We start from the raw sequence: 18,342 nt of genomic DNA on the forward strand, positions 1-18,342 counted from the left end.
GTTCGTCCGTTTGCGTGGTTGCGTTTGTGTTGCCGGTTTGCGCGTGGTTCATGGTGCGTGGTTCATGGGGTGAGGGTCATGATCTGATCGCACCATCCTGCGGCAAGTTCGTTGTCGTGGGTGACTACGAGTACGGCTTTGTCGTGTTCCGCCAGGTTGCGTAGCAGTTCGCCGACTTGTTCCATGTGCAGCCGGTCGAGGCCGCTGGTCGGTTCGTCGAGCACGATGAGTCGTTTGTCGCTCATGAGGGCGCATGCTATGGCCAGTCGTTGTTTTTGGCCGCCCGATAGGCTCATGGGGTGTCGTTCGGCCATGTCGAGCAGGTCGAGGCTGGCGAGCACGTCGTCGCATCGGCGGCGTGTGCCGGTGTCCGTTTCGTCGCATCCCAGCATTGTCTCTTCGCGTACGCTGTCGGAGAAGAGCTGGTAGTTGACGTCCTGCATGACGAGGAATCCGGCTTTGGTGAGTTGGGGGCGGTTGGCTGGCTTGCCGTCCAGCAGTATGGTGCCTTCCAGTGGTCGTTGCAGTCCGCATAGTGTGCGTACGAGTGTTGATTTGCCGGAACCGTTGAGTCCCATCAGTCCCATGATCCGTCCTGCGTGCAGGTCGAAGTCGTCGATGCGTTTGCCGAATGCGGTGGTTTTGCGGAGTCGTCCCTTGCGGTAGCCGACGTTGAGGCCGCGGGTGGCGATCACCGGGGTTGTGGTTGGTTCGCCGGGGCCGGTGGCGTGGTTGGCCATCCGTTGCACGGCGTGTTCGTATGGTGTGGTGTCGAGTGCGCGCAATCCCAATGCGGCGATGCGTTCCTGCGGCATGGCGCGCATGGTTGCCGCGGTGTATTCGCCGGTGATCCGCCCGTGGTTGAACAGGATGAACCGGTCGGCGATGTCGGCGCACCAGGCGAGTCTGTGTTCCGCGATGATGACGGTGCGCCCTTCGGCTTTCAGTTGCGCGACCATGTCGTGCAGTCTGCGGATGGCTCCCATGTCGAGGTTGCTGGTCGGTTCGTCCATGACGACCGTTTCGGGGTCGAGCATTACCGATACGCCTACCGCGAGCTGTTGTTTCTGCCCGCCGGACAGTGCCATGATGTTGCGGTCCAGCAGTTGTTCGATGTGCAGGCGGCTGGCGACCTCGTGGATTCTCGCGTTGATGGTTTGCGGTTCCATGCCGAGGTTTTCGAGCGGGAAGGCCATTTCGTCGGTGGAGTTCGCGTTGAAATACTGCGTTTTCGGATTCTGGAACACGCTGCCCACGTGCGGCACGTATTGTTCCATCGTCGATTCGCCCGCCATAAGCCCGCAGGTTTCGTGCGTTCCGCGCAGGATGCCGTTATGGAAGTTCGGGATGAGCCCGTTGATCAGGCGCGTGTATGTGGTTTTGCCGCAACCGCTCTGCCCGCACAGCACCACCACTTCGCCTTGCCTGATCGTGCATGTGATGGTTGCCAACGCGTTGATGTTCTCCGCATGATCTTCGCCGATGTTGTAGGAGAACGAGCAGTCCTCGGTGCGCACGATGGGCGTGCCATCCGCCATGCCGCCCGCCATGCCGGCGCCGCGCTGGTATGGTTCGTCGAGGCTCATAGCAGTCCTCCCATGTTCAACGCCAACGGCAGGGTGCATGCGAGCATCCACGCCCAGTCGAACCAGCGCATACGGATCAGCACGCGACTGGTATGCTCGCCCGGCATGCCCAATCCCTTGGTCAATGCCGCAACCGAAAGATCCTGCGCCACGTTGGCCGCGTTCATCAGCAGCGGCATCAGAACGTATTCCAACGATTGCGCCGGGTGGCGCAGCAGCGCGGCCCGCCCTTGCGCGATGCCGCGCAACGCCATGGCGTTCCTGATCTGCCGGTAGTCGCTGTGGATGGTGGGGAAGAAACGGATGCACACCACGCAGGGAATCACCACCGATTCCGGAACGTGCATGCGGCGCATCGCGCAGACGAATTCGCTGGACGACGTGGTGGTGAACGCGTACGCGCCCGCGACCAGGCAGGGCATCATCATGCGGATGCCGACGCACAGCAGACCCAACGCGTGCAGCCAGACATTGCCGTCATCCCACGTGGACACCCATGTTCCGGCAAGCAGCAGCGCGTAGACTGCGCCGAGCCGGACGCATGACGCGTATTTGCGCGCGGCGAGCAGCAACATGAGCAGCATCGCCACCAGCAGTACCTCCGCCGTGACCGAAGCGTGGAAGAACAGCAGCAGATTGGCGAGCAGCAGCAGATACAGTTTGGCGCGCGGGTCAAGCACCATCAGGCGATGCCGGCCTTGACGAAATGCTTCCTCATCATGCGCTGGCCGAACCAGCCGCCCGCGAGCGCGCACACCAGAATCGCGATCATGGACAGTGCGAAGGTGCCCATGTTGATGTTCGCGAACACGCCGTCGATGTATGCGGTGTCCTTGCCGCGGGCTTCGAGGCTGGCCACGTACGCGTCCTTCATGAACCACAGGGGCAGGATCGGGCCGGTCAGCCCGTATGAGAACACCACGTAGCTGGCGAGGATGCCGGCCTTGCTTTTGTATCCGCCGGCGCGGGCGACCAGATCGGCGGCCACGGGGAACACCACGCTGGCCGCGAAGGAGAGGATGAAATGCCCGGAGATGAACAGGAACAGGCCCACCACGATGCCCATTATGGAAATGCCGCCGAATTTGCCTACGCGGGCGACCAGCAGCATGTACACGCAGCCGCTGATCAGGGCGGAGACGGCGGGCAGCAGGATCATGCCGAAGCCTGCGAGCGCCACCGAGCTGAACAGTGTGGCCACGGCCACGAGCACGAAGTACAATGCGGTGAACACGCCGATGGTGATGAGGTCGGGGATGGTCAGGCGTGTGGATGGGGTGGCGTTGTTCCGTTCGATGCGTTCGGGCATGTCGTGGCCTTTCGGGAGTTGTTTTCGGACCAACGCACCAATGTATCGGCGTGTGGGTGAAAAGGCAATACCCAATTTTTCCGAATATTTCCGAATGTTTCCGAGTGTTTCGTAAGGCTGCGGGGGCGTTCGCGCCTATGGGACCGTTGGCTTAGCGGCGCTCCCCCGGATTGCAGATCTGCATGGCGACGCCGTCCTCCATGATTGTGAAGCCGTGCTTCTGGTAGAACGTGGCGTTCTTGCTTTCCTCGGGCATGACCTCGATGTAGAGGTAGTCGCGGTATTTCTCCTTGACCATGCCGACGAGATGGCCTGCGATGCCGTGCCCCTGGTATTCGGGGTCGACGAGCACGTAATGCATGTACGCCACCATTTCGGTGTCGTCCAAGACGCGCACCAGTCCGGCCAAGCGGTCGCCGTCCCATGCGGTGAACACGGTCGACGATCCCATGAGCGCCTTGTGCAGGCGTTCGGGGTATTCCCCCGACACCCATCCCACGGATCGGAACAGCTTCTGCGTCTGCTCTTTGGTGAATCGCTTCTCGTCGGTGTACGTGATGGTCATGGTTTTGCGCCTTTCCCGCTGGGTCCGTTGTGTTGGTCAGTCGCGATGATAGCCGCGCGCATATGGGGCAAGGCCGTTCCCTTTCGATGGGTGGAAGGTTCCCATCGAAAGGAAACGGCCTTGCCGTGATGTGTGCAGGTGTTTTGCGGTGCGCCGGTCAGGCCCTGATGAGCTCCGTGGAGTCGAGGTCGTAGTCGGCGAGCGGGTATGTGCGGATGGCGGGATCCTCGTAGGTGTTCATGTAGTAGGCGTTCGTCTTCGCGTAGTAGCCGCTGGTGAACAGGGTCCTCTCGTACTTGCCGTCGGCCATCCGGGCCATGCCTTCGACCATCTGCACGGAGCCGAGTGTGTGGAACAGCCGGGCGATGTTCGCGGTTTCGCCGCTCTGCACGGGGTAATGGGTGTTGGTGTACGCCACGCGCACGAAACGCGACGGCGAGCTCACATCGCCGGGGATGCCGTGCATGCTCACGCCGGCACCCCACGCGGTGAGCCGCTGTTCGCCCCACGTGACGGGTTCGGCCATGTCGCTGCCGACGTTCATGTAGTTGCGCAGGTTCTCCATATGCCAGTCGAAGGTCGGCTGGTTGGTGAGCACGTCCACGTTGTCGTGGTGGATGTGCATACCGTCGGCCATCTGTTCGACGACGATGCTGCGGGTGGCGTCGCCGATGAACCAGTGCAGGAACGACTTGGGGCGCTTGGGATCGTCTGGGGCGACGAGGGTGACGCCGGCCAGCGCCTTCTCGACCTCGTCGACGGTGTCGAAGTTGCGGGCGACCCACAGCGGGAATTCACCGGTGAGGATGTTGGTGCGGCCGCTCTCCGGTTCGGAGGCGAACGAGGCGTAGCCGGGGAAGTTCAGTCCGGCGATGGCCAGCCCGGATTCGTTCGCGCAGTCGAAGTACATGGGCATGCCGCCCATCTCCACACCGACGCCGATCACCGCACGGCCGCGCTCGCCGTCGATGTCGCCGTACGCGTAGTCGCCGGAGAAGCCGCGGGGCGTGACCAGGATGGTTTCGCCGTACGAGAAGCTCCAGTCAAGGTTGCGTCCGAAGACCATGTTGCCTTCGTCGTCGGTGAAGCGAATACCAGTGCACATATGAAAACTCCTTCATCGGTTGGTCGGCCGGTCCGATGCCTGCCGACGAAAGCCATTCTACGCCCGCACCTCGTTGCGCAAACCGTGTTTCGCCAGCGGAATAGCGGCGACAGGTCGGGCACCCGGGGCACGCACACGCCTGTCAGGCGTTCGGCTGCGAGACCACGCCCTTCCTTGCCATCAGATGGTCGATCAGCATGTACACGTACCCGAGCACCACGAAACCGACGATCAGCAGCAGGATGGTGAGCGTCACGGCGGGCACGCCGTTATGGTCGAAGTCGAGGAAATCGTACGGCCAACGACTGTGCTGGGCCGGGCGCACGTTCAGCCCGAAGCACCAGACGCCCACCATGATGCAGACGAGGTAGCACAGCGGGAACACCGTCCAGAACGGCGGTTCGACGGCGCGCATCGTGCCCTTGCGGTCGAACAGCAGCCAGTCCAGGATCATGCCGATGGGCACGATGTAATGCAGTACGAGGGATGTCCAGTGGAAGGTGCCGCCTGCGAACACGCCGCCATGGTCGAGCAGAAAATGCGCGACCAGCCAAGTGACGGTGATGGCGAGCATGAGGGCGTGCTTGAGCTTCGGCCTCCACGGTTCGGGCCAAAGCCCGCCGCGGCGCAGCATGGCCACGGCGGCGGCGCACAGGTAGGCGACGACGGCGATATTGCTCAGGTTCGTGAAATAGCAGAAGAACGAACTGTTGAGATGCCCGTCGCACAGGCCCGCGGAATACAGCAGGGCCGCGATGCCGACGAAGGCCACGATGAATTTGTAGGCGATGGACGCCGTTCTTGAATGGATGTACATGTGTGGGGATTTCCTTTCCGAAAACTCCACACAGCATAGCGACGGGCGCCCGCAAATCGGCGCGACGTCTCATATCAGGCTCCGTGACGCGAATCGAACCGCTGGTCTGCGGGGACAACGCCGGGCGGGCCGTTCACGATGGATCGTGGACGGCCCGCCCGGCGACGGTTCTCGGCGGCACCGGCTCAGCGGTACCAGACGTTAGCCTCGTAGGGGCGCAGCAACACGCGACGGGCGTACGCTTTGACGCGCTGATCCGGGTAGTTGCCGAGCACGCGTTCGAATCCGGCGAGATCGGGCGCGCCCTCCCACATGCAGTCCTTGCCGTGGAAGTTCGCCGCCACGATGAGCTCATGGCCTTCGTAACGGCGGCGGTAGGCGAACACCGAAGGGTGGTCGAGCGCGAGCGGTTCCACGTCGCCGTAGGCAATCACGTCGAGCTTCTTGCGCAGGGCGATGAGCGCACGGTAGTAGTTCAGGACGGAGTCGGGGTCGGCATCCTCACGCTTGGCGTTGATGACCGTGTGGTTCGCGTTGACGCCGATCCACGGCCGTGCATGCCGCGCGCCACGTTTCGGCTCGTCCATGAACCCCGCGTACCGCGATCCGTCCCATTGCATGGGCGTGCGCGCGTTGTCACGCGAGTGGATCTGCACGACGCGCATCGCGTCCCTGGCGTTCAGGCCCTTGTCCTGCAGGATGCGATGGTAGTTGAGGCTTTCCACGTCGCGGAATTGGTCGATGCGGGTGAAATCGGCGTTGGTCATGCCCAGTTCCTCACCCTGGTACACGTACGGTGTGCCGCGCAGGCAGTGGATGATGGTGGCCAGCATCGTGGCGGACTGCCGCCAATACCGGCCGTCGTCGCCGAATCGCGAGACGACGCGCGGCTGGTCATGGTTGCACCAGAAGACCGCGTTCCACGCGTCATGGTCGGCCATGCCGGTCTGCCAGTCGAACATGATGCGCTTGAGCTTGGCGAAATCGGGCGGGACGACCACCCATTTGTCGTTGCCCGCGAAGTCGACCTTGAGATGGTGGAAGCTGAACACCATGGACAGTTCGCCGGTGGTGCGCCCCGCATACCAGTAGCATTCCTCCATGCTGGTGCTGGACATCTCCCCCACGGTGACGATCCGTGTGTCGGTGCCGAAGGTCGTCGCGTTCAGTTCGCGCAGGTACTGGTGGATCTTCGGACCGTCGGTGTAGAACCTGCGGCCGTCGCCTTCGGGGTCGTCCTCGAACGCCGCCTTGCTGATGAGGTTGATGACGTCGAAGCGGAAGCCTTTGACGCCCTTGTCCATCCAGAAGCGGACGATGTTGCGGATCTCGCGGCGCACGTTCTCGTTCTCCCAGTTGAGGTCGGCTTGGCTCCGGTCGAACAGGTGCAGGTAGTATTCGTCGAATTCGGGCACGTACTGCCAGGCGCTGCCGCCGAATTTGCTTTCCCAGTTGGTCGGCGGGCGCCCCTCCCCCTTGCCTTTGCGGAAGAAGAAGAACTCCTTGTAGTACGGGTCGCCGGCGATGGCCTTGCGGAACCATTCGTGGTCGGTCGACACATGGTTGAACACCATGTCGAACATCAGTCCGATGCCGCGCTTGTCGGCTTCGGCGATGAGCCGTTCGACGTCCTCCATGGTGCCGTAGCTCGGGTCGATGTTGTAGTAGTCCGCCACGTCGTAGCCGTTGTCGTGCTGCGGCGAGACGAAGAACGGCGTCAGCCAGATATAGTCCACGCCGAGATCCCTAATGTAGTCGAGTTTCTCGATGACGCCGTTGATGTCGCCCAGGCCGTCGCCGTTGCTGTCGCGGAAGGATTTCGGGTAGATCTGGTAGACGACGCTCCTGCGGAAGTCATCCGGTTTGTTGCTGTGCTGCATGTTGTGTCCTTGATCGTGGTCGTTATGTGCGGTTGTTCGCGTTATGTTCGAGGATGCCGACGCCCCATATGAGAGGCGTCGGCTTAGGGGCGGTCAGGCCCGGTTGCTCCAGGTGATGACCGGGGTGGCACCCGCCTTCGCGTCGACGCCGGAGCGCATCGTCACGCCGGTCGCGCCCCCTTCGGCGGTGACGATGAGCATCGTGGTGCACGGATGCCCCGCCTTGCGAATCTTCCCGGGATTGAATCGGATGAGCGGGTCGCCGCGGTGCACCGTGTCGCCCAGTCCGACGAGGCATTCGAATCCGTCACCGCCCATGGAGACGGTGTCGATGCCCACGTGGATGAGCAGTTCCATGCCGTTCGCGAGTTTCAGACCGCATGCGTGGCGCGTGTCCGCCATGACCACGGATACGGTGGCGTCGGCGGGTGCCAGCACCACGTTCCCGGCGGGTTCGAAGGCGACGCCGTCGCCGACGACCTTCTTGGAGAACACCTCGTCCGGCACCTGGCTGAGCGGGATGACCTTGCCGTCCACGATCGCGGTGGCCTTGCCATCATCGACGAGTTCGACAGGCGCGGCGGGCTTGGCGGGTGCGGTCTTGGCGTTCCTGCCGGCGGAAGCGGCGGAGGAATCGCCCTCTCCCTCGATTTCGGCGGAGACCAGGCCGCGTTCGGATGTGGTCAGCTTCGCCTTGCCGACCATCAGGGTGAGCAGGAACGGCACGATCATGGCCACGAGCATGGCGATGAGGAAGACGAGGAAGAAACGGGGCTTGATGGACAGGATGCCCGGAATGCCGCCGACACCGATGCTCAACGCCTCGGCCCCGAAACCGACCGAGATCATGGCCGCGCAGGAGGAACCCAGCATGCCGCACACCAGCGGGAACACATATTTGAGGTTCACGCCGAACAGCGCGGGTTCGGTGACGCCCAGATAGCAGGAGATGAACGCGGGGACGTTGACCTGCTGGGCGCGCTTGTTCTTCCTCTGCAGCACGGACATGGCCACCACGGACGACCCCTGGGCGATATTCGACAGCGCGATCATCGGCCACAGGATGGTGCTGCCGGTGGCCGCGATCAGCTGGGAGTCGATGGCGTTGGTCATGTGGTGCAGGCCCGTCATCACGAGCGGCGCGTACAGCAGGCCGAAGATGGCGGCGAAGACGAGGCGGTACGGGGAGGTCAGGCCCGAATACACGATGTTGGCGATGCCGTCACCGATCTTCCAGCCGATCGGTCCAACGATCGTGTGCGAGATGAGTACCGCGAGCAGCAGCGAGCAGAACGGCACCACGATCATGCTGATGACTTCGGGGCATATCCTGCGGAAGAACCGTTCGAGATACACCAGCACGAAGCCCGCCATCATGGCCGCGATGACCTGGCCCTGGTAGCCGATCATCTGCACGTGGGCGAATCCGAAATCCCAGTACGGGATCTTGGACGCCGGCGTGGAGGCGACGGAGAAACCGTTGAGCAGCTGCGGCGAGACGAGCGTCAGGCCGAGCACGATGCCGAGGATCTGCGTGGTGCCCATCTTCTTGGTGATGGACCATACGATACCGACCGGCAGCAGGTGGAACACCGCCTCGCCGATGAGCCACAGGAACTGGTACATGCCGCTCCAGAACTGGGAGATGTCCGCCAGGCTCTGGGTGCCGTTGTTGAAGAAGTTGATCTCGCCGATCACATTGCGCAGGCCCAGGATGAGACCGCCGCACACGAGGGCGGGGATGATCGGGGCGAAGATCTCGCCCAGCACGCCCATGACGCGCTGCAGGACGTTCTGGTTGCTTTTGGCGGCATCCTTGACGGCCTCCTTGCTCACGCCCTCGATGCCGGCCAGATCGGTGAACTCGTTGTAGAAATCGGCCACGCCGTTGCCGATGATGACCTGGAACTGGCCGGCCTGCGTGAACGTGCCCTTGACGCTGGGCAACGCTTCGATGAGGCTGGTGTCGGCTTTGCCCGGGTTCGCCAGCACGAACCGCATCCTGGTGATGCAATGCGAGACCGCCTTGATATTCGACTTGCCGCCCACGTATTGCAGGAGGCGCTTCGCGTCGTCTTCGTATTTGCCCATGGTTATTCCTTGACTCCACTTCGCTGTGCTTTGGTTATGCCGACCAGTGCGCGATCCTTGCGTCGTCTCCCTCGCACGCCAGTCTGTTTAAACAAGAGGAAAACTTGTTTAAACAAGATTATCCCACCGTACGTCGGCCTGTCAATCCGCGCAACATGTGCAAACAGGCTCGCCCGACCGCAGGCAACGCGACACGCCCTACAATGGACACAGTCGTTTAAACAAGATGGAGAACACCATGCCGAAGGCGAAATACGAAGACATCTACAAAGACCTGAAACGGCGCATCGAACAGGGCGAATTCCCCCACCAGGCGCTCCTGCCGTCGGAGAACGCGCTCGCCACCGCATACGAATGCACGCGCAACACCGTGCGCAGGGCCCTCGCCCAGCTCGCCCAAGACGGTTACGTCCACCCCATCCAAGGCAAAGGCGTGCGCGTCATCTTCCAGCCGACCGACAAGACGGCGTTCACCGTCGGCACCATCGAATCCTTCCAGGAATCGGCGGAACGCAACCGCAAGACGCCCTCCACACGTGTGCTCAGCTTCGCCGAAATCACCGCGGACGAAGCGCTGGCGCACAGAACCGGATTCGACGTCGGCACGAAGCTGACGGAAGTGAAACGCCTGCGTCTCATGGACGGCGAACCGCTCATCATCGACCACAACTACTTCCGCACCGATCTCGTCCCCGGGCTCAGCGTGCGGGTCATGGCGCATTCCGTCTACGCCTACCTGGAGGACACGCTCGGCATGACCATCAGCACAAGCAAACGCACCATCACCGTCGAACTGGCCAACCCGATCGACAAGGCCTACCTCAAGCTCGGAGAATACAACTGTATGGCGGTGGTCAGCAGCCAAACCTTCAACGAGGACGGCGAACAGTTCGAATACACCGAATCGCGGCACCGGCCCGACTACTTCCGCTTCCAGGACATCGCCACACGCTAGGCCGCAAACGGCGAGCCGGACGGCAAATCGACCGGCCGCATCGGCGCGATTCACGGCATGACACAACACAAGGCGGGCCCGCACCGTAGTTCGGTGCGGGCCCGCCTCGCTTCAGGCCCTTCGGGTGCTCCCTCAGAGCATCGACTCGTACAGCCGTTCCAGCGACTCCTCGGTGGTGACGAGTTCGGAACCGGGCGTGTTCACGAGGTTGCCGGGCGAAACCTTATGGGCGTTGGCGGCCAGCCACGGGATATCCTTCTTCGTGATGCCCAGATCGGTGAGGGTCACGTCAAGGTCGAGATCCTTGAGCAACGTTCTCATGCGCGGTGCGCAATCCTCAGCGGTGAAGCCGCCGAGCACCCTGGCGACGCGCCCGAACTTGAAGCGGTTGTACCGGTAGGTCGCCTCGATGGCCGTGGGTTCGATGGCAGCCAGACCCTTGCCGTGGGTGACGTCCTTCAGACCGCTGACCGGATGCTCCATGGCGTGCCCCAGCGTGATGCCGGCGGTGTTGATCACCATGCCGCCGATGGTGCCGGCCAGGCAGACCTTGGACCACTGTTCGTCGGTGCCCTCGCCGCGGTACAGGCTCACGATGTTGTTGGCGATCAGCGGGATCGCGTACAGCGCGAGCGCGTCGGTGAACGGCTGGGCGTTGTTGGCGGTGAACGCCTCGATGCAATGGCAGAGCATGTCACATCCGTTGGCCGCGATGACACCGCTCGGCATGCTGCGCATGAGATCGGGATCGACGATGGATGCGGTGGCGACGAGCGCCGGGCTGCGCAGGGACTTCTTGTCGCCGTTGTCGGGATTGGTCATGACCGCGAAGCCGTTGGATTCCGAACCGGTGCCGAAGGTGGTGGGTACGAGGATGAGCGGCAGGGCCTTGCTGGAGGTCTTCTCGCCGTAGATGTATTCGGTGACGCGGCCGTCGTTTCTGGCCATGAAGGCGATGCCCTTGGCCGCGTCCATGGCGCTGCCGCCGCCGAGGCCGATGATGACGTCGGCGTGGCGTTCGACGGCCAGCTTCGCGCCCTCCTCGACCGTGGTGGTCAGCGGGTTGGGGGTGACCTTGTCGAACAGGACGGTGTTCATGCCCTCGTTCTCAAGAAGCGTGCGGACCCTGTCGTAGGTGCCGGTGCGCTTGACGGAGTTGCCGCCGGTGACGATCATCGCGGTCGAACCGTGGGCGGTGGCGATCTTGCCGACCTGCTCCACCTTGCCCTGGCCGAACACCAGGTTGACCGGCAGGAAGTAGTCGAAGCCGTGGCTCCACTCGTCCGGGGCGCTGGCCTCGGCGGCCATGATCGCGGTCGCGGCGCGTGCGGGCTTGGCCGTTTCGCCTTCCGCTTCGGCCTTGTCGGTTTCGCTGACGGCCAGCTGGGCGTAGTAGCCGAACTTCTCCTTGTAGACGAGCTTGCTGAAGATGAAGAACACCACGCCGAGCAGCGTCCAACCGGCGACCATCGCCCATTCCTGCGGGGCGAGGGTGACCCCCGTGCCCGGGAGGATGTAGAGCATGATCATGATGGCCGACATGAGCACGGCCATGGTGCCGATGAACTTCCAGTGCTTCACCTTGTACGGGCGCGGCAGGGTCGGTTCCTTCACATGCAGGATGATGAAGGAGAGCGACACCATGCAGTAGGCGAGGATGCAGCCGAAGTTGCCGGCGTCCACGATCCAGACGAGCATTTTGCGGCCGGCGAACGGGGCGAGCACGCTGAGCAGGCCGACGACGAGGATGGAGACGTACGGGGTGTTGGTCTTCGGATGCAGCTTGCCGAAGAACTTCGGGATCATGTAGGACTCGGCCATGGAGTACATGGCGCGGCTGCCGCCGATCATGAACGAGTTCCAGCTGGTGATGATGCCGCACATGCCGGCCAGGATCAGCACCTTCGCCATGACGGTGCTGTGGAAGGCGTTCGCCATGGCGTCGGCGGTGACCAGACCGCTGCCGTTGTAGGAAGCGGCGATCTGGCTACCGTTCATGACGTAGCCGACGGAGAAGATGACCAGCGCGTAGAAGCCGACGCCGAGGACGATGGAGAGGATCAGGATCTTGCCGATTTTCTTGAGCGGCACGTTGATCTCCTCGGCGGCCTGCGGGATGACGTCGAAGCCGATGAAGAAGAACGGGCTGACCGCGGCGACCTTGATGATGGTGCTCATCATGCCCTGCATGCCGCTGCCGGCGAACATCTGCCCTTCCAGGTTGGAGGGGTTGCCGGTGAACACGGACGCCACGATGAGCAGGATGCCCGCCGCGCCGATGGCGAGGGTCAGGATGTTCTGCAGTTTGGCGGCGGTTTTCGCGCCCATGATGTTGATCACGGTGATGAACACCGCGAAGACGATGGCGGTGGCCAGCCAGGTGGCGTAGATATCGAATCCGGCGACCGTGTACAGGTAGCCTTGCAGGAACTGCGGCCACACGTAGGTGATGATGGTCGGCAGCGCGCACGCCTCGAAGCATACGACGCTCACATAGCCGAGGATGATGGCCCAGGTGCAGATGAACGAACCGACCGGCCCCATGGCCCTCATGCTGAACACATGCTCGCCGCCGCATTCCGGCATGGCGGGTGTCAGTTCGGCGTAGGCCATGCCGATGAAGAAGATCATCACGCCGCCGAGGATGAAGCCCAGCATGGCACCGACGACGCCGGCCGTGCCGATCCAATCACCGGTGGAAACGACCCATCCCCATCCGATCATGGCGCCGAAGGCGATCATCAGGATGTCCATGGAGCTGAAGGTCTTGTTGAATTTCGAATTTGTTCTAGTGTGTGTTTCCATCGTCGTTCCTTCCGAATACGCGATGCGCGATGGCGGTGCCGTGCGGCCCTCACCCCTTCGGGCCGCACGGCTGATCGCGCGTTATTCGTTCAGCATTTCCACCAGCAGAAGCAGATACTGGCAGGTTTTCTCCCAACCCAGCAGGCTGCTGTCGATCAGCAGGTCGCGCTGGGTGCGGTCGCCGCGGTTCGTGCCGGTGATGTACTGGTGCCGGCTGCGATTGCGGTCGTCGTTGTAGCTGATGATCTCCCGCGCCTTGGCTTCGCTCACCGACTGGTGTTCCATCACCGCGCGCACCCGGTCCTCCTCCGGCGCGTAGATGAAGATGTTGACCAGATCGTCGCGGTCCTGCAGCAGGTAGTTCGCGCTGCGCCCGATGATCACGCAGGAGGATTTCTCGGCCATCTTGTGCATGGCCTGGTATTGCAGCGAGATGACCCGGTTCGTCAGGTTCGCGTACCGCGGGCCCAGCGTCGTTTCGAAGGTGTAGGGCACGTTCGTCGCCTTGTCGGCCTTCTCGACCAGCTCCTTGTCGACGTCCAGATCGTTGACGATCTTGTCGACCAGATCGCGGTCGTAGTATTCGATGCCGAGCGCGTCGGCGAGCATTTTGCCGATCTCCGGGCCACCGGCTCCGTATTCGCAACCGATGGTGATGACCATGTGTTTCATGTCGTTCCGCCTTTCATGCGTTGCGTTCCTCCGGTCTGGCCGGAATCATTCGGAGAGGGAATCGATGGTGTCCGCGATGATGGCCACGGCCTTGTCGGCGTCCTCCTCGGTGATGATCAGCGGCGGGACCATGCGGATCACGTCCTTGCCGATGGCGGTGATGAGCAGCTTGCGGTCGAAGCAGCCGTGCTTGACATCAACGGCGTTGATGGTGCCGTCGAATTCGACGCCGACGAACAGGCCCTGGCCGCGGGCCTCCTTGACGTGCGGCAGCTTGGAGAGCTTGTCGATGAAGTAGGCGCCGACCTTCTTGGCGTTGCCGGGCAGGTCGCGGTCGATGATCTCGGTGACCGCGGCGAGCGAGGCGGCGCAGCAGACCGGGTGGCCGCCGAAGGTGGTGCCGTGCGAACCCATGGTGAACGCCTTGGCGACCTCCTCGGTGGCGCAGATGGCGCCGATCGGCATGCCGCCGCCCATCGCCTTGGCCATGGAGACGATGTCGGGCTTGATGCCGTAGTTCATGTACGACATGAGTGCGCCGGTGCGGCCCCAGCCGGACTGCACTTCGTCAAGCAGCAGCAGGATGCCCTTCTCATCGCAGAATTCGCGCAGGCCCTGCAGGAATTCCTGGGTTGCGGGGTGCACGCCGCCTTCGCCCTGCACGGGCTCGACCATGATGCCGATGGTGTTTTCGTTGCAAGCTGCCTTGAATGCCTCAAGATCGTTGAACGGCGCGTAGGAGAAGCCTTCGGTCATCGGGCCGAAGCCGACCTGACAGGCGTTGTCCGGCTGGCCGGTGGCGGACATGGCGCCGAAGGTGCGGCCGTGGAAGGATTCGCGCGCGGTGACGATGTGGTACTTTTCCGGACCGTACTTCTCGACGCCGTACTTGCGGGCCATCTTGATCATGGCCTCGTTGGCCTCGGTGCCGGAATTCTGGTAGAAGATCTTGTCCATGCCGATGGCGGTGCAGATCTTCTCGGCGAGCAGGGCCTGCGGCACGGTGTACGGGTAGTTGAAGGTCTGCATCAGTGTGGCGGCCTGGTCCTGGATGGCCTTGACGACCTTCTCGTTGCAGTTGCCGACGGAGTTGACGGCGATGCCCGCGTAGAAGTCGAGGTACGGGGTGTCGTTCTCGTCGTACATGTAGACGCCCTTGGCATGGTCGGCCAGGAAGTCGAAACGCTCGTAGGTTTCGATCATGTACTTGTCGACCTTGCCCTTGATGTCTTCGAAAGTCAGTCCGGTATCCTGCAGCTTCATGATGCTGCCCTCCTTGCGATGCTTGGTGTAGGCCGTGGTTCGCGCGGCCCGTTCAGCTGGATTCTTCGGCGTGAACTGACTTCAGTATGTTGGTTTCCGTTTCGCTTCTCCAGCCGCCCCGACCCAAAAACGAATGTGCTCCAGCACAATCGGCGCGGTGTCGTTAACATGGGCGGGCCGTATCGGCATACGGACCCGCGCGGGAAGGCGCAATATGGTGCCGATATGCTCCGGAAGCATCGAAATGAACGCGCAATAGGCCGCAAACAGGCCGTTACATCAATGTTTCAGGGAGATTACGCATGGCGTTGGAATTGAGGGAACTGCTGGACGGATGCCCCGAGGCGAGGCTTGATCTGCTGGCCGGGGCCGATGGACTCACGCATCGGGTCACCTGGGTGCATGTGCTGGAGTCCACCATGCTCAGCGATTATTTGGGAGGCGACGAGCTCATCCTCACCACCGGCGTCGCCCTGCGCGGCGATGACGACCTGCTCTCCTACGTGCGCGCCCTGTATGCGAGAGGCGCCGCCGGCGTCGCCCTCGACACCGGCCATTACATCGAACGCATCCCCGTGGAGGTGACGACCTTCTGCGAGGAGCATGCCTTCCCCCTGTTCGCCATTCCCAAGGACGTCGCCTTCGAAAGCATCGCCCGACCGCTGTGCCGCCGCCTCATCGACGAGGAGACGAAGGACCGCATGATCGGCAACGCGTTCCGCAACGCCATCTCCTACCCGGACCGGCAGGAGCTGTACATCCCCGCGTTGTCCGAATTCCATTTCGAGATCGAATGGCGTTACGCGGTCATCATCATCCGGCTCGACGATTTCGCCGACGACCCGTACAAGCGCATCGACGCGATGAACGAGACCGTGCGCAAATACCTGCGCAGACGCGTCCGGTTCAGCGCGACGTACGGGGAATGGGAACGGATCGTGGCCGTCGTCCATTGCGCCGGCCCCGAGGAGCTACGCGATGTGGGGCGAGGCGTGCTGGAGACCGCGCAACGTGCGCTGCGCGGGAAGGAAACCGTTTCGATTGGCGTCGGCAAGCTGACGCAAAGCATCCGATGCATCTGCAAAAGCCACCGCCAGGCCGAATCCATCCTGAAACTGCAGGCGAGGGGCAAACTGGACGATCGGCTCAACTTCTTCGACGATCTCGGCGCCTACCGCGTGCTGCTCGGCGTGGAGGATCCGGAGATATCGCAGGAATACTACCGGCAGGTGCTGGGGCCGCTGCTCGAATACGACAAGGAGAACGGAGCCGATCTGACCGACGTGCTGCGCAGCTATCTTGACCATAACGGCAGCGTGCGCGACACCGCCGCAGACCTGTTCGTCCACCGCAACACCGTGAACTACAAGATCGCCAAGGCCGGCGAGATCCTATGCATGGACCTGTCGCAGTTGAAGAACCGCATGCAGCTGATGCTCGGCTACATGCTCATGGACATGATGTGACGTCGCACGACCCGGCCGCCGCGCGGGCCGTGATTCACATGACGCATTGGAATCCGAACGCGGCGGCCGCCACGGGCACGATGATCGATGCCGCCATATACCCGGCGAACACCGCGGCCCGTCCGCCGCGCAGCAGCGTCACGGATTCGTTCATCATGGTCGAGAACGTGGAGAACCCTCCAAGGAAACCGGTGGCCAGCAGCAGACGCGTCTGGCCCGACATGGCCGAGTTCGCATACCATCCCGCGACCAAACCGGCCAGGAAGCCCGCGACGATGTTGATCGCGAACGTGGACAGCGGGAACGCTTTCTTCCAGGCGGCTTTGATATAGGAATCGCAGATGTACCGGGCGGCCGCGCCGAGGCCGCCGCACAGGCATACCGAAATGGCGATGAGCGTGTTCATCGGCTCGCCTCCTTCCCGGCCTTGCCTGCCTTGCCGCCGGGTTCGCCTTCCACACCGGCGAGGCGCAGCCCGGCAAGCACACCGGCGTAGGCGAGCATGCAGCCCACGACGAACGTCACGCAGCAGTACAGCGCGCAACCCGCCGCGTCGCCGCCGCGCAGCATCATGAACTCCTCAAGCGCGAGCGTGGACATGGTGGACAGGCCGCCGCACATGCCCATGCCGAACCCGCGGTTCACGTATTCCTTCGCCCTACCTGCCAGTCTGCCGGTTCCGCCCAGCCAGGCGGAGAGCATCGCGTACGCGAAGCAGGCGATCATATTGGCCGTGAACGTGCCGATATGGAACGAGCCGAGATCGGCCATGCCGGACAGCGCGTAGCGCAGCGCCGTGCCGATGCAGCCTCCGAGGAACACCACGCATACGAGATCGAAGCGGATGAAATGTTGTCGCGTCATTTGCTCTCTTTTCCGCGGGGCGCCGCGCCCATGCGGCGACCGCGGTCGGCGACGCCGTGTCTTCCGGATGCCGCAAGGTACGGCACGCCCGCACGTCGTAGGAACCGTCAGCCCAATCGCGGTTCGGAGCCGTTACCGGCCCCAGGCGAGTCCCATCGCCGGAACCCAAGTATATCCGCGGTGCGGATACGTCTGCGCGGCCATTCGCCATGCGGACGCGATGATGTCAAGCCTTATAGCGTTCCATGAAGTCATCCACACCGCTCGCGAAGATATCCAGCACGCGACGGCGAGCGTTGCTGCTTTCCACCGCGTCGGCGGCGCTGACCAACAGGAAGAACGGCGCATACAGTTCGATGGCCATTTTCTTCGGATCGTCGCCACGCAGCAGCCCCGCATCGACCATCGCGCCGATCATGTCTTCGATGTACGCGACCGGGCCGCTGCCGAGCACCTTCTGGTACATGGCCATGTTCTCCGCGGACTTGTACTGTTCGAGGGTGAGCATGCGGCGGTAGTCGTGGGCGAGGCCGTCCTCCGTCCAGTAGCGGAAGCGATCGACCATGAACGCGCGCAGATTCTCGGGGGCAGGCGCCTCGATGTCGCCTTCGCCATCCTCCTCGTCCATTCCGGGAACCTCGGCCTGTTTCGCATGTTCCGCGTCCAACTGCCTCATATGTTCCACGATCGCGTCGAAAATGGCCCTTTTGCTGGTGAAATGCTTGTACAGCGACGGGGCTTTGATGCCCACCGCCTGCGCTATCTGCGAAACGCTGACCGCATCGTACCCGTTGGATGCGAACAGATGCAGGGCCTCCTCGATAATCCTCTGCCGCGTATCGCTTCTCCTCATGACGCCCTCCTCGGCTAAAAACCATTAGCAAATAATATGATAACGGTGGTTAGCGTGGCGACATTCCTTCGAATGTGAAAAGACCGCACCATTTCGGGTGCGGTCTTTGCC

At 62.6% G+C, this 18,342-nt stretch carries 16 protein-coding genes and 1 riboswitch; of the genes, 2 read left to right on the forward strand and 14 right to left on the reverse strand.

What is annotated here, in order from left to right:
• Nucleotides 1-62 precede the first annotated feature (62 nt).
• The 8 genes from KIH75_RS04025 to treP form a co-directional block, all read right to left on the reverse strand.
• A complete protein-coding gene (locus KIH75_RS04025) occupies nt 63-1,538 on the reverse strand; it encodes an ABC transporter ATP-binding protein (RefSeq protein ID WP_476695623.1) in 1,476 nt (491 codons plus the stop codon).
• 44 nt (nt 1,539-1,582) lie between these two features.
• Nucleotides 1,583-2,269 (reverse strand): energy-coupling factor transporter transmembrane component T, encoded by a 687-nt coding sequence (locus tag KIH75_RS04030; RefSeq protein WP_219055511.1) that lies wholly within the window; start codon nt 2,267-2,269, stop codon nt 1,583-1,585.
• Nucleotides 2,269-2,895: an MptD family putative ECF transporter S component gene (locus KIH75_RS04035; RefSeq protein WP_219055512.1), complete on the reverse strand. Its 627-nt coding sequence runs from the start codon at nt 2,893-2,895 to the stop codon at nt 2,269-2,271. The genes KIH75_RS04030 and KIH75_RS04035 overlap by 1 nt, the downstream gene beginning before the upstream one ends.
• A 151-nt stretch (nt 2,896-3,046) precedes the next feature.
• A complete protein-coding gene (locus KIH75_RS04040; RefSeq protein ID WP_219055513.1) occupies nt 3,047-3,460 on the reverse strand; it encodes a GNAT family N-acetyltransferase in 414 nt (137 codons plus the stop codon).
• 157 nt (nt 3,461-3,617) lie between these two features.
• Nucleotides 3,618-4,565 carry a choloylglycine hydrolase gene (gene bsh / locus KIH75_RS04045; protein ID WP_219055514.1) on the reverse strand — a complete coding sequence of 316 codons (948 nt, stop codon included), beginning with the start codon at nt 4,563-4,565 and terminating at the stop codon, nt 3,618-3,620.
• Between the two features lie 142 nt (nt 4,566-4,707).
• Nucleotides 4,708-5,382 carry a Pr6Pr family membrane protein gene (locus KIH75_RS04050; protein WP_219055515.1) on the reverse strand — a complete coding sequence of 225 codons (675 nt, stop codon included), beginning with the start codon at nt 5,380-5,382 and terminating at the stop codon, nt 4,708-4,710.
• A gap of 185 nt (nt 5,383-5,567) precedes the next feature.
• Nucleotides 5,568-7,262 (reverse strand): alpha,alpha-phosphotrehalase, encoded by a 1,695-nt coding sequence (gene treC / locus KIH75_RS04055; protein ID WP_219055516.1) that lies wholly within the window; start codon nt 7,260-7,262, stop codon nt 5,568-5,570.
• A 93-nt stretch (nt 7,263-7,355) separates the two neighbouring features.
• Nucleotides 7,356-9,353 carry a PTS system trehalose-specific EIIBC component gene (treP, locus tag KIH75_RS04060; RefSeq protein ID WP_219055517.1) on the reverse strand — a complete coding sequence of 666 codons (1,998 nt, stop codon included), beginning with the start codon at nt 9,351-9,353 and terminating at the stop codon, nt 7,356-7,358.
• 238 nt (nt 9,354-9,591) lie between these two features.
• On the opposite strand from treP, the gene treR reads away from it, so the two are divergent.
• Nucleotides 9,592-10,308: a trehalose operon repressor gene (treR, locus tag KIH75_RS04065; protein ID WP_219055518.1), complete on the forward strand. Its 717-nt coding sequence runs from the start codon at nt 9,592-9,594 to the stop codon at nt 10,306-10,308.
• 132 nt (nt 10,309-10,440) lie between these two features.
• Here the strand turns inward: treR and KIH75_RS04070 are convergent, their stop codons facing one another.
• The 3 genes from KIH75_RS04070 to KIH75_RS04080 all read right to left on the reverse strand — a co-directional run bounded on the left by KIH75_RS04070 (nt 10,441) and on the right by KIH75_RS04080 (nt 15,048).
• Nucleotides 10,441-13,113: a bifunctional amino acid transporter/iron-containing alcohol dehydrogenase gene (locus KIH75_RS04070; protein WP_219055519.1), complete on the reverse strand. Its 2,673-nt coding sequence runs from the start codon at nt 13,111-13,113 to the stop codon at nt 10,441-10,443.
• Nucleotides 13,114-13,194: 81 nt separating this feature from the next.
• Nucleotides 13,195-13,785: a cytidylate kinase-like family protein gene (locus KIH75_RS04075; protein WP_219055520.1), complete on the reverse strand. Its 591-nt coding sequence runs from the start codon at nt 13,783-13,785 to the stop codon at nt 13,195-13,197.
• Nucleotides 13,786-13,830: 45 nt separating this feature from the next.
• Entirely contained in the window at nt 13,831-15,048 is a 1,218-nt protein-coding gene (locus KIH75_RS04080; RefSeq protein WP_219055521.1) for an aspartate aminotransferase family protein, read from the reverse strand.
• 302 nt (nt 15,049-15,350) lie between these two features.
• Here KIH75_RS04080 and KIH75_RS04085 point away from each other — a divergent pair, with 302 nt between their 5' ends.
• Entirely contained in the window at nt 15,351-16,514 is a 1,164-nt protein-coding gene (locus KIH75_RS04085) for a PucR family transcriptional regulator (RefSeq protein ID WP_219055522.1), read from the forward strand.
• Nucleotides 16,515-16,548: 34 nt separating this feature from the next.
• On the opposite strand, the gene KIH75_RS04090 is transcribed toward KIH75_RS04085, so the two are convergent.
• The 3 genes from KIH75_RS04090 to KIH75_RS10205 all read right to left on the reverse strand — a co-directional run bounded on the left by KIH75_RS04090 (nt 16,549) and on the right by KIH75_RS10205 (nt 18,231).
• Nucleotides 16,549-16,920 carry a fluoride efflux transporter FluC gene (locus KIH75_RS04090; RefSeq protein ID WP_219055523.1) on the reverse strand — a complete coding sequence of 124 codons (372 nt, stop codon included), beginning with the start codon at nt 16,918-16,920 and terminating at the stop codon, nt 16,549-16,551.
• Nucleotides 16,917-17,378, reverse strand: a complete 462-nt coding sequence (locus KIH75_RS04095; RefSeq protein ID WP_219055524.1) for a FluC/FEX family fluoride channel — start codon at nt 17,376-17,378, stop codon at nt 16,917-16,919. Before KIH75_RS04095 ends, KIH75_RS04090 begins: the two co-directional genes overlap by 4 nt.
• A gap of 91 nt (nt 17,379-17,469) precedes the next feature.
• A riboswitch (Fluoride riboswitch) is annotated at nt 17,470-17,547 on the reverse strand.
• Nucleotides 17,548-17,604: 57 nt separating this feature from the next.
• Entirely contained in the window at nt 17,605-18,231 is a 627-nt protein-coding gene (locus tag KIH75_RS10205) for a TetR/AcrR family transcriptional regulator (RefSeq protein ID WP_219055525.1), read from the reverse strand.
• Nucleotides 18,232-18,342: the final 111 nt, after the last annotated feature.

Origin of the sequence: Bifidobacterium pongonis (assembly GCF_019331805.1) — a bacterium.
Lineage (GTDB): Bacteria > Actinomycetota > Actinomycetes > Actinomycetales > Bifidobacteriaceae > Bifidobacterium > Bifidobacterium pongonis.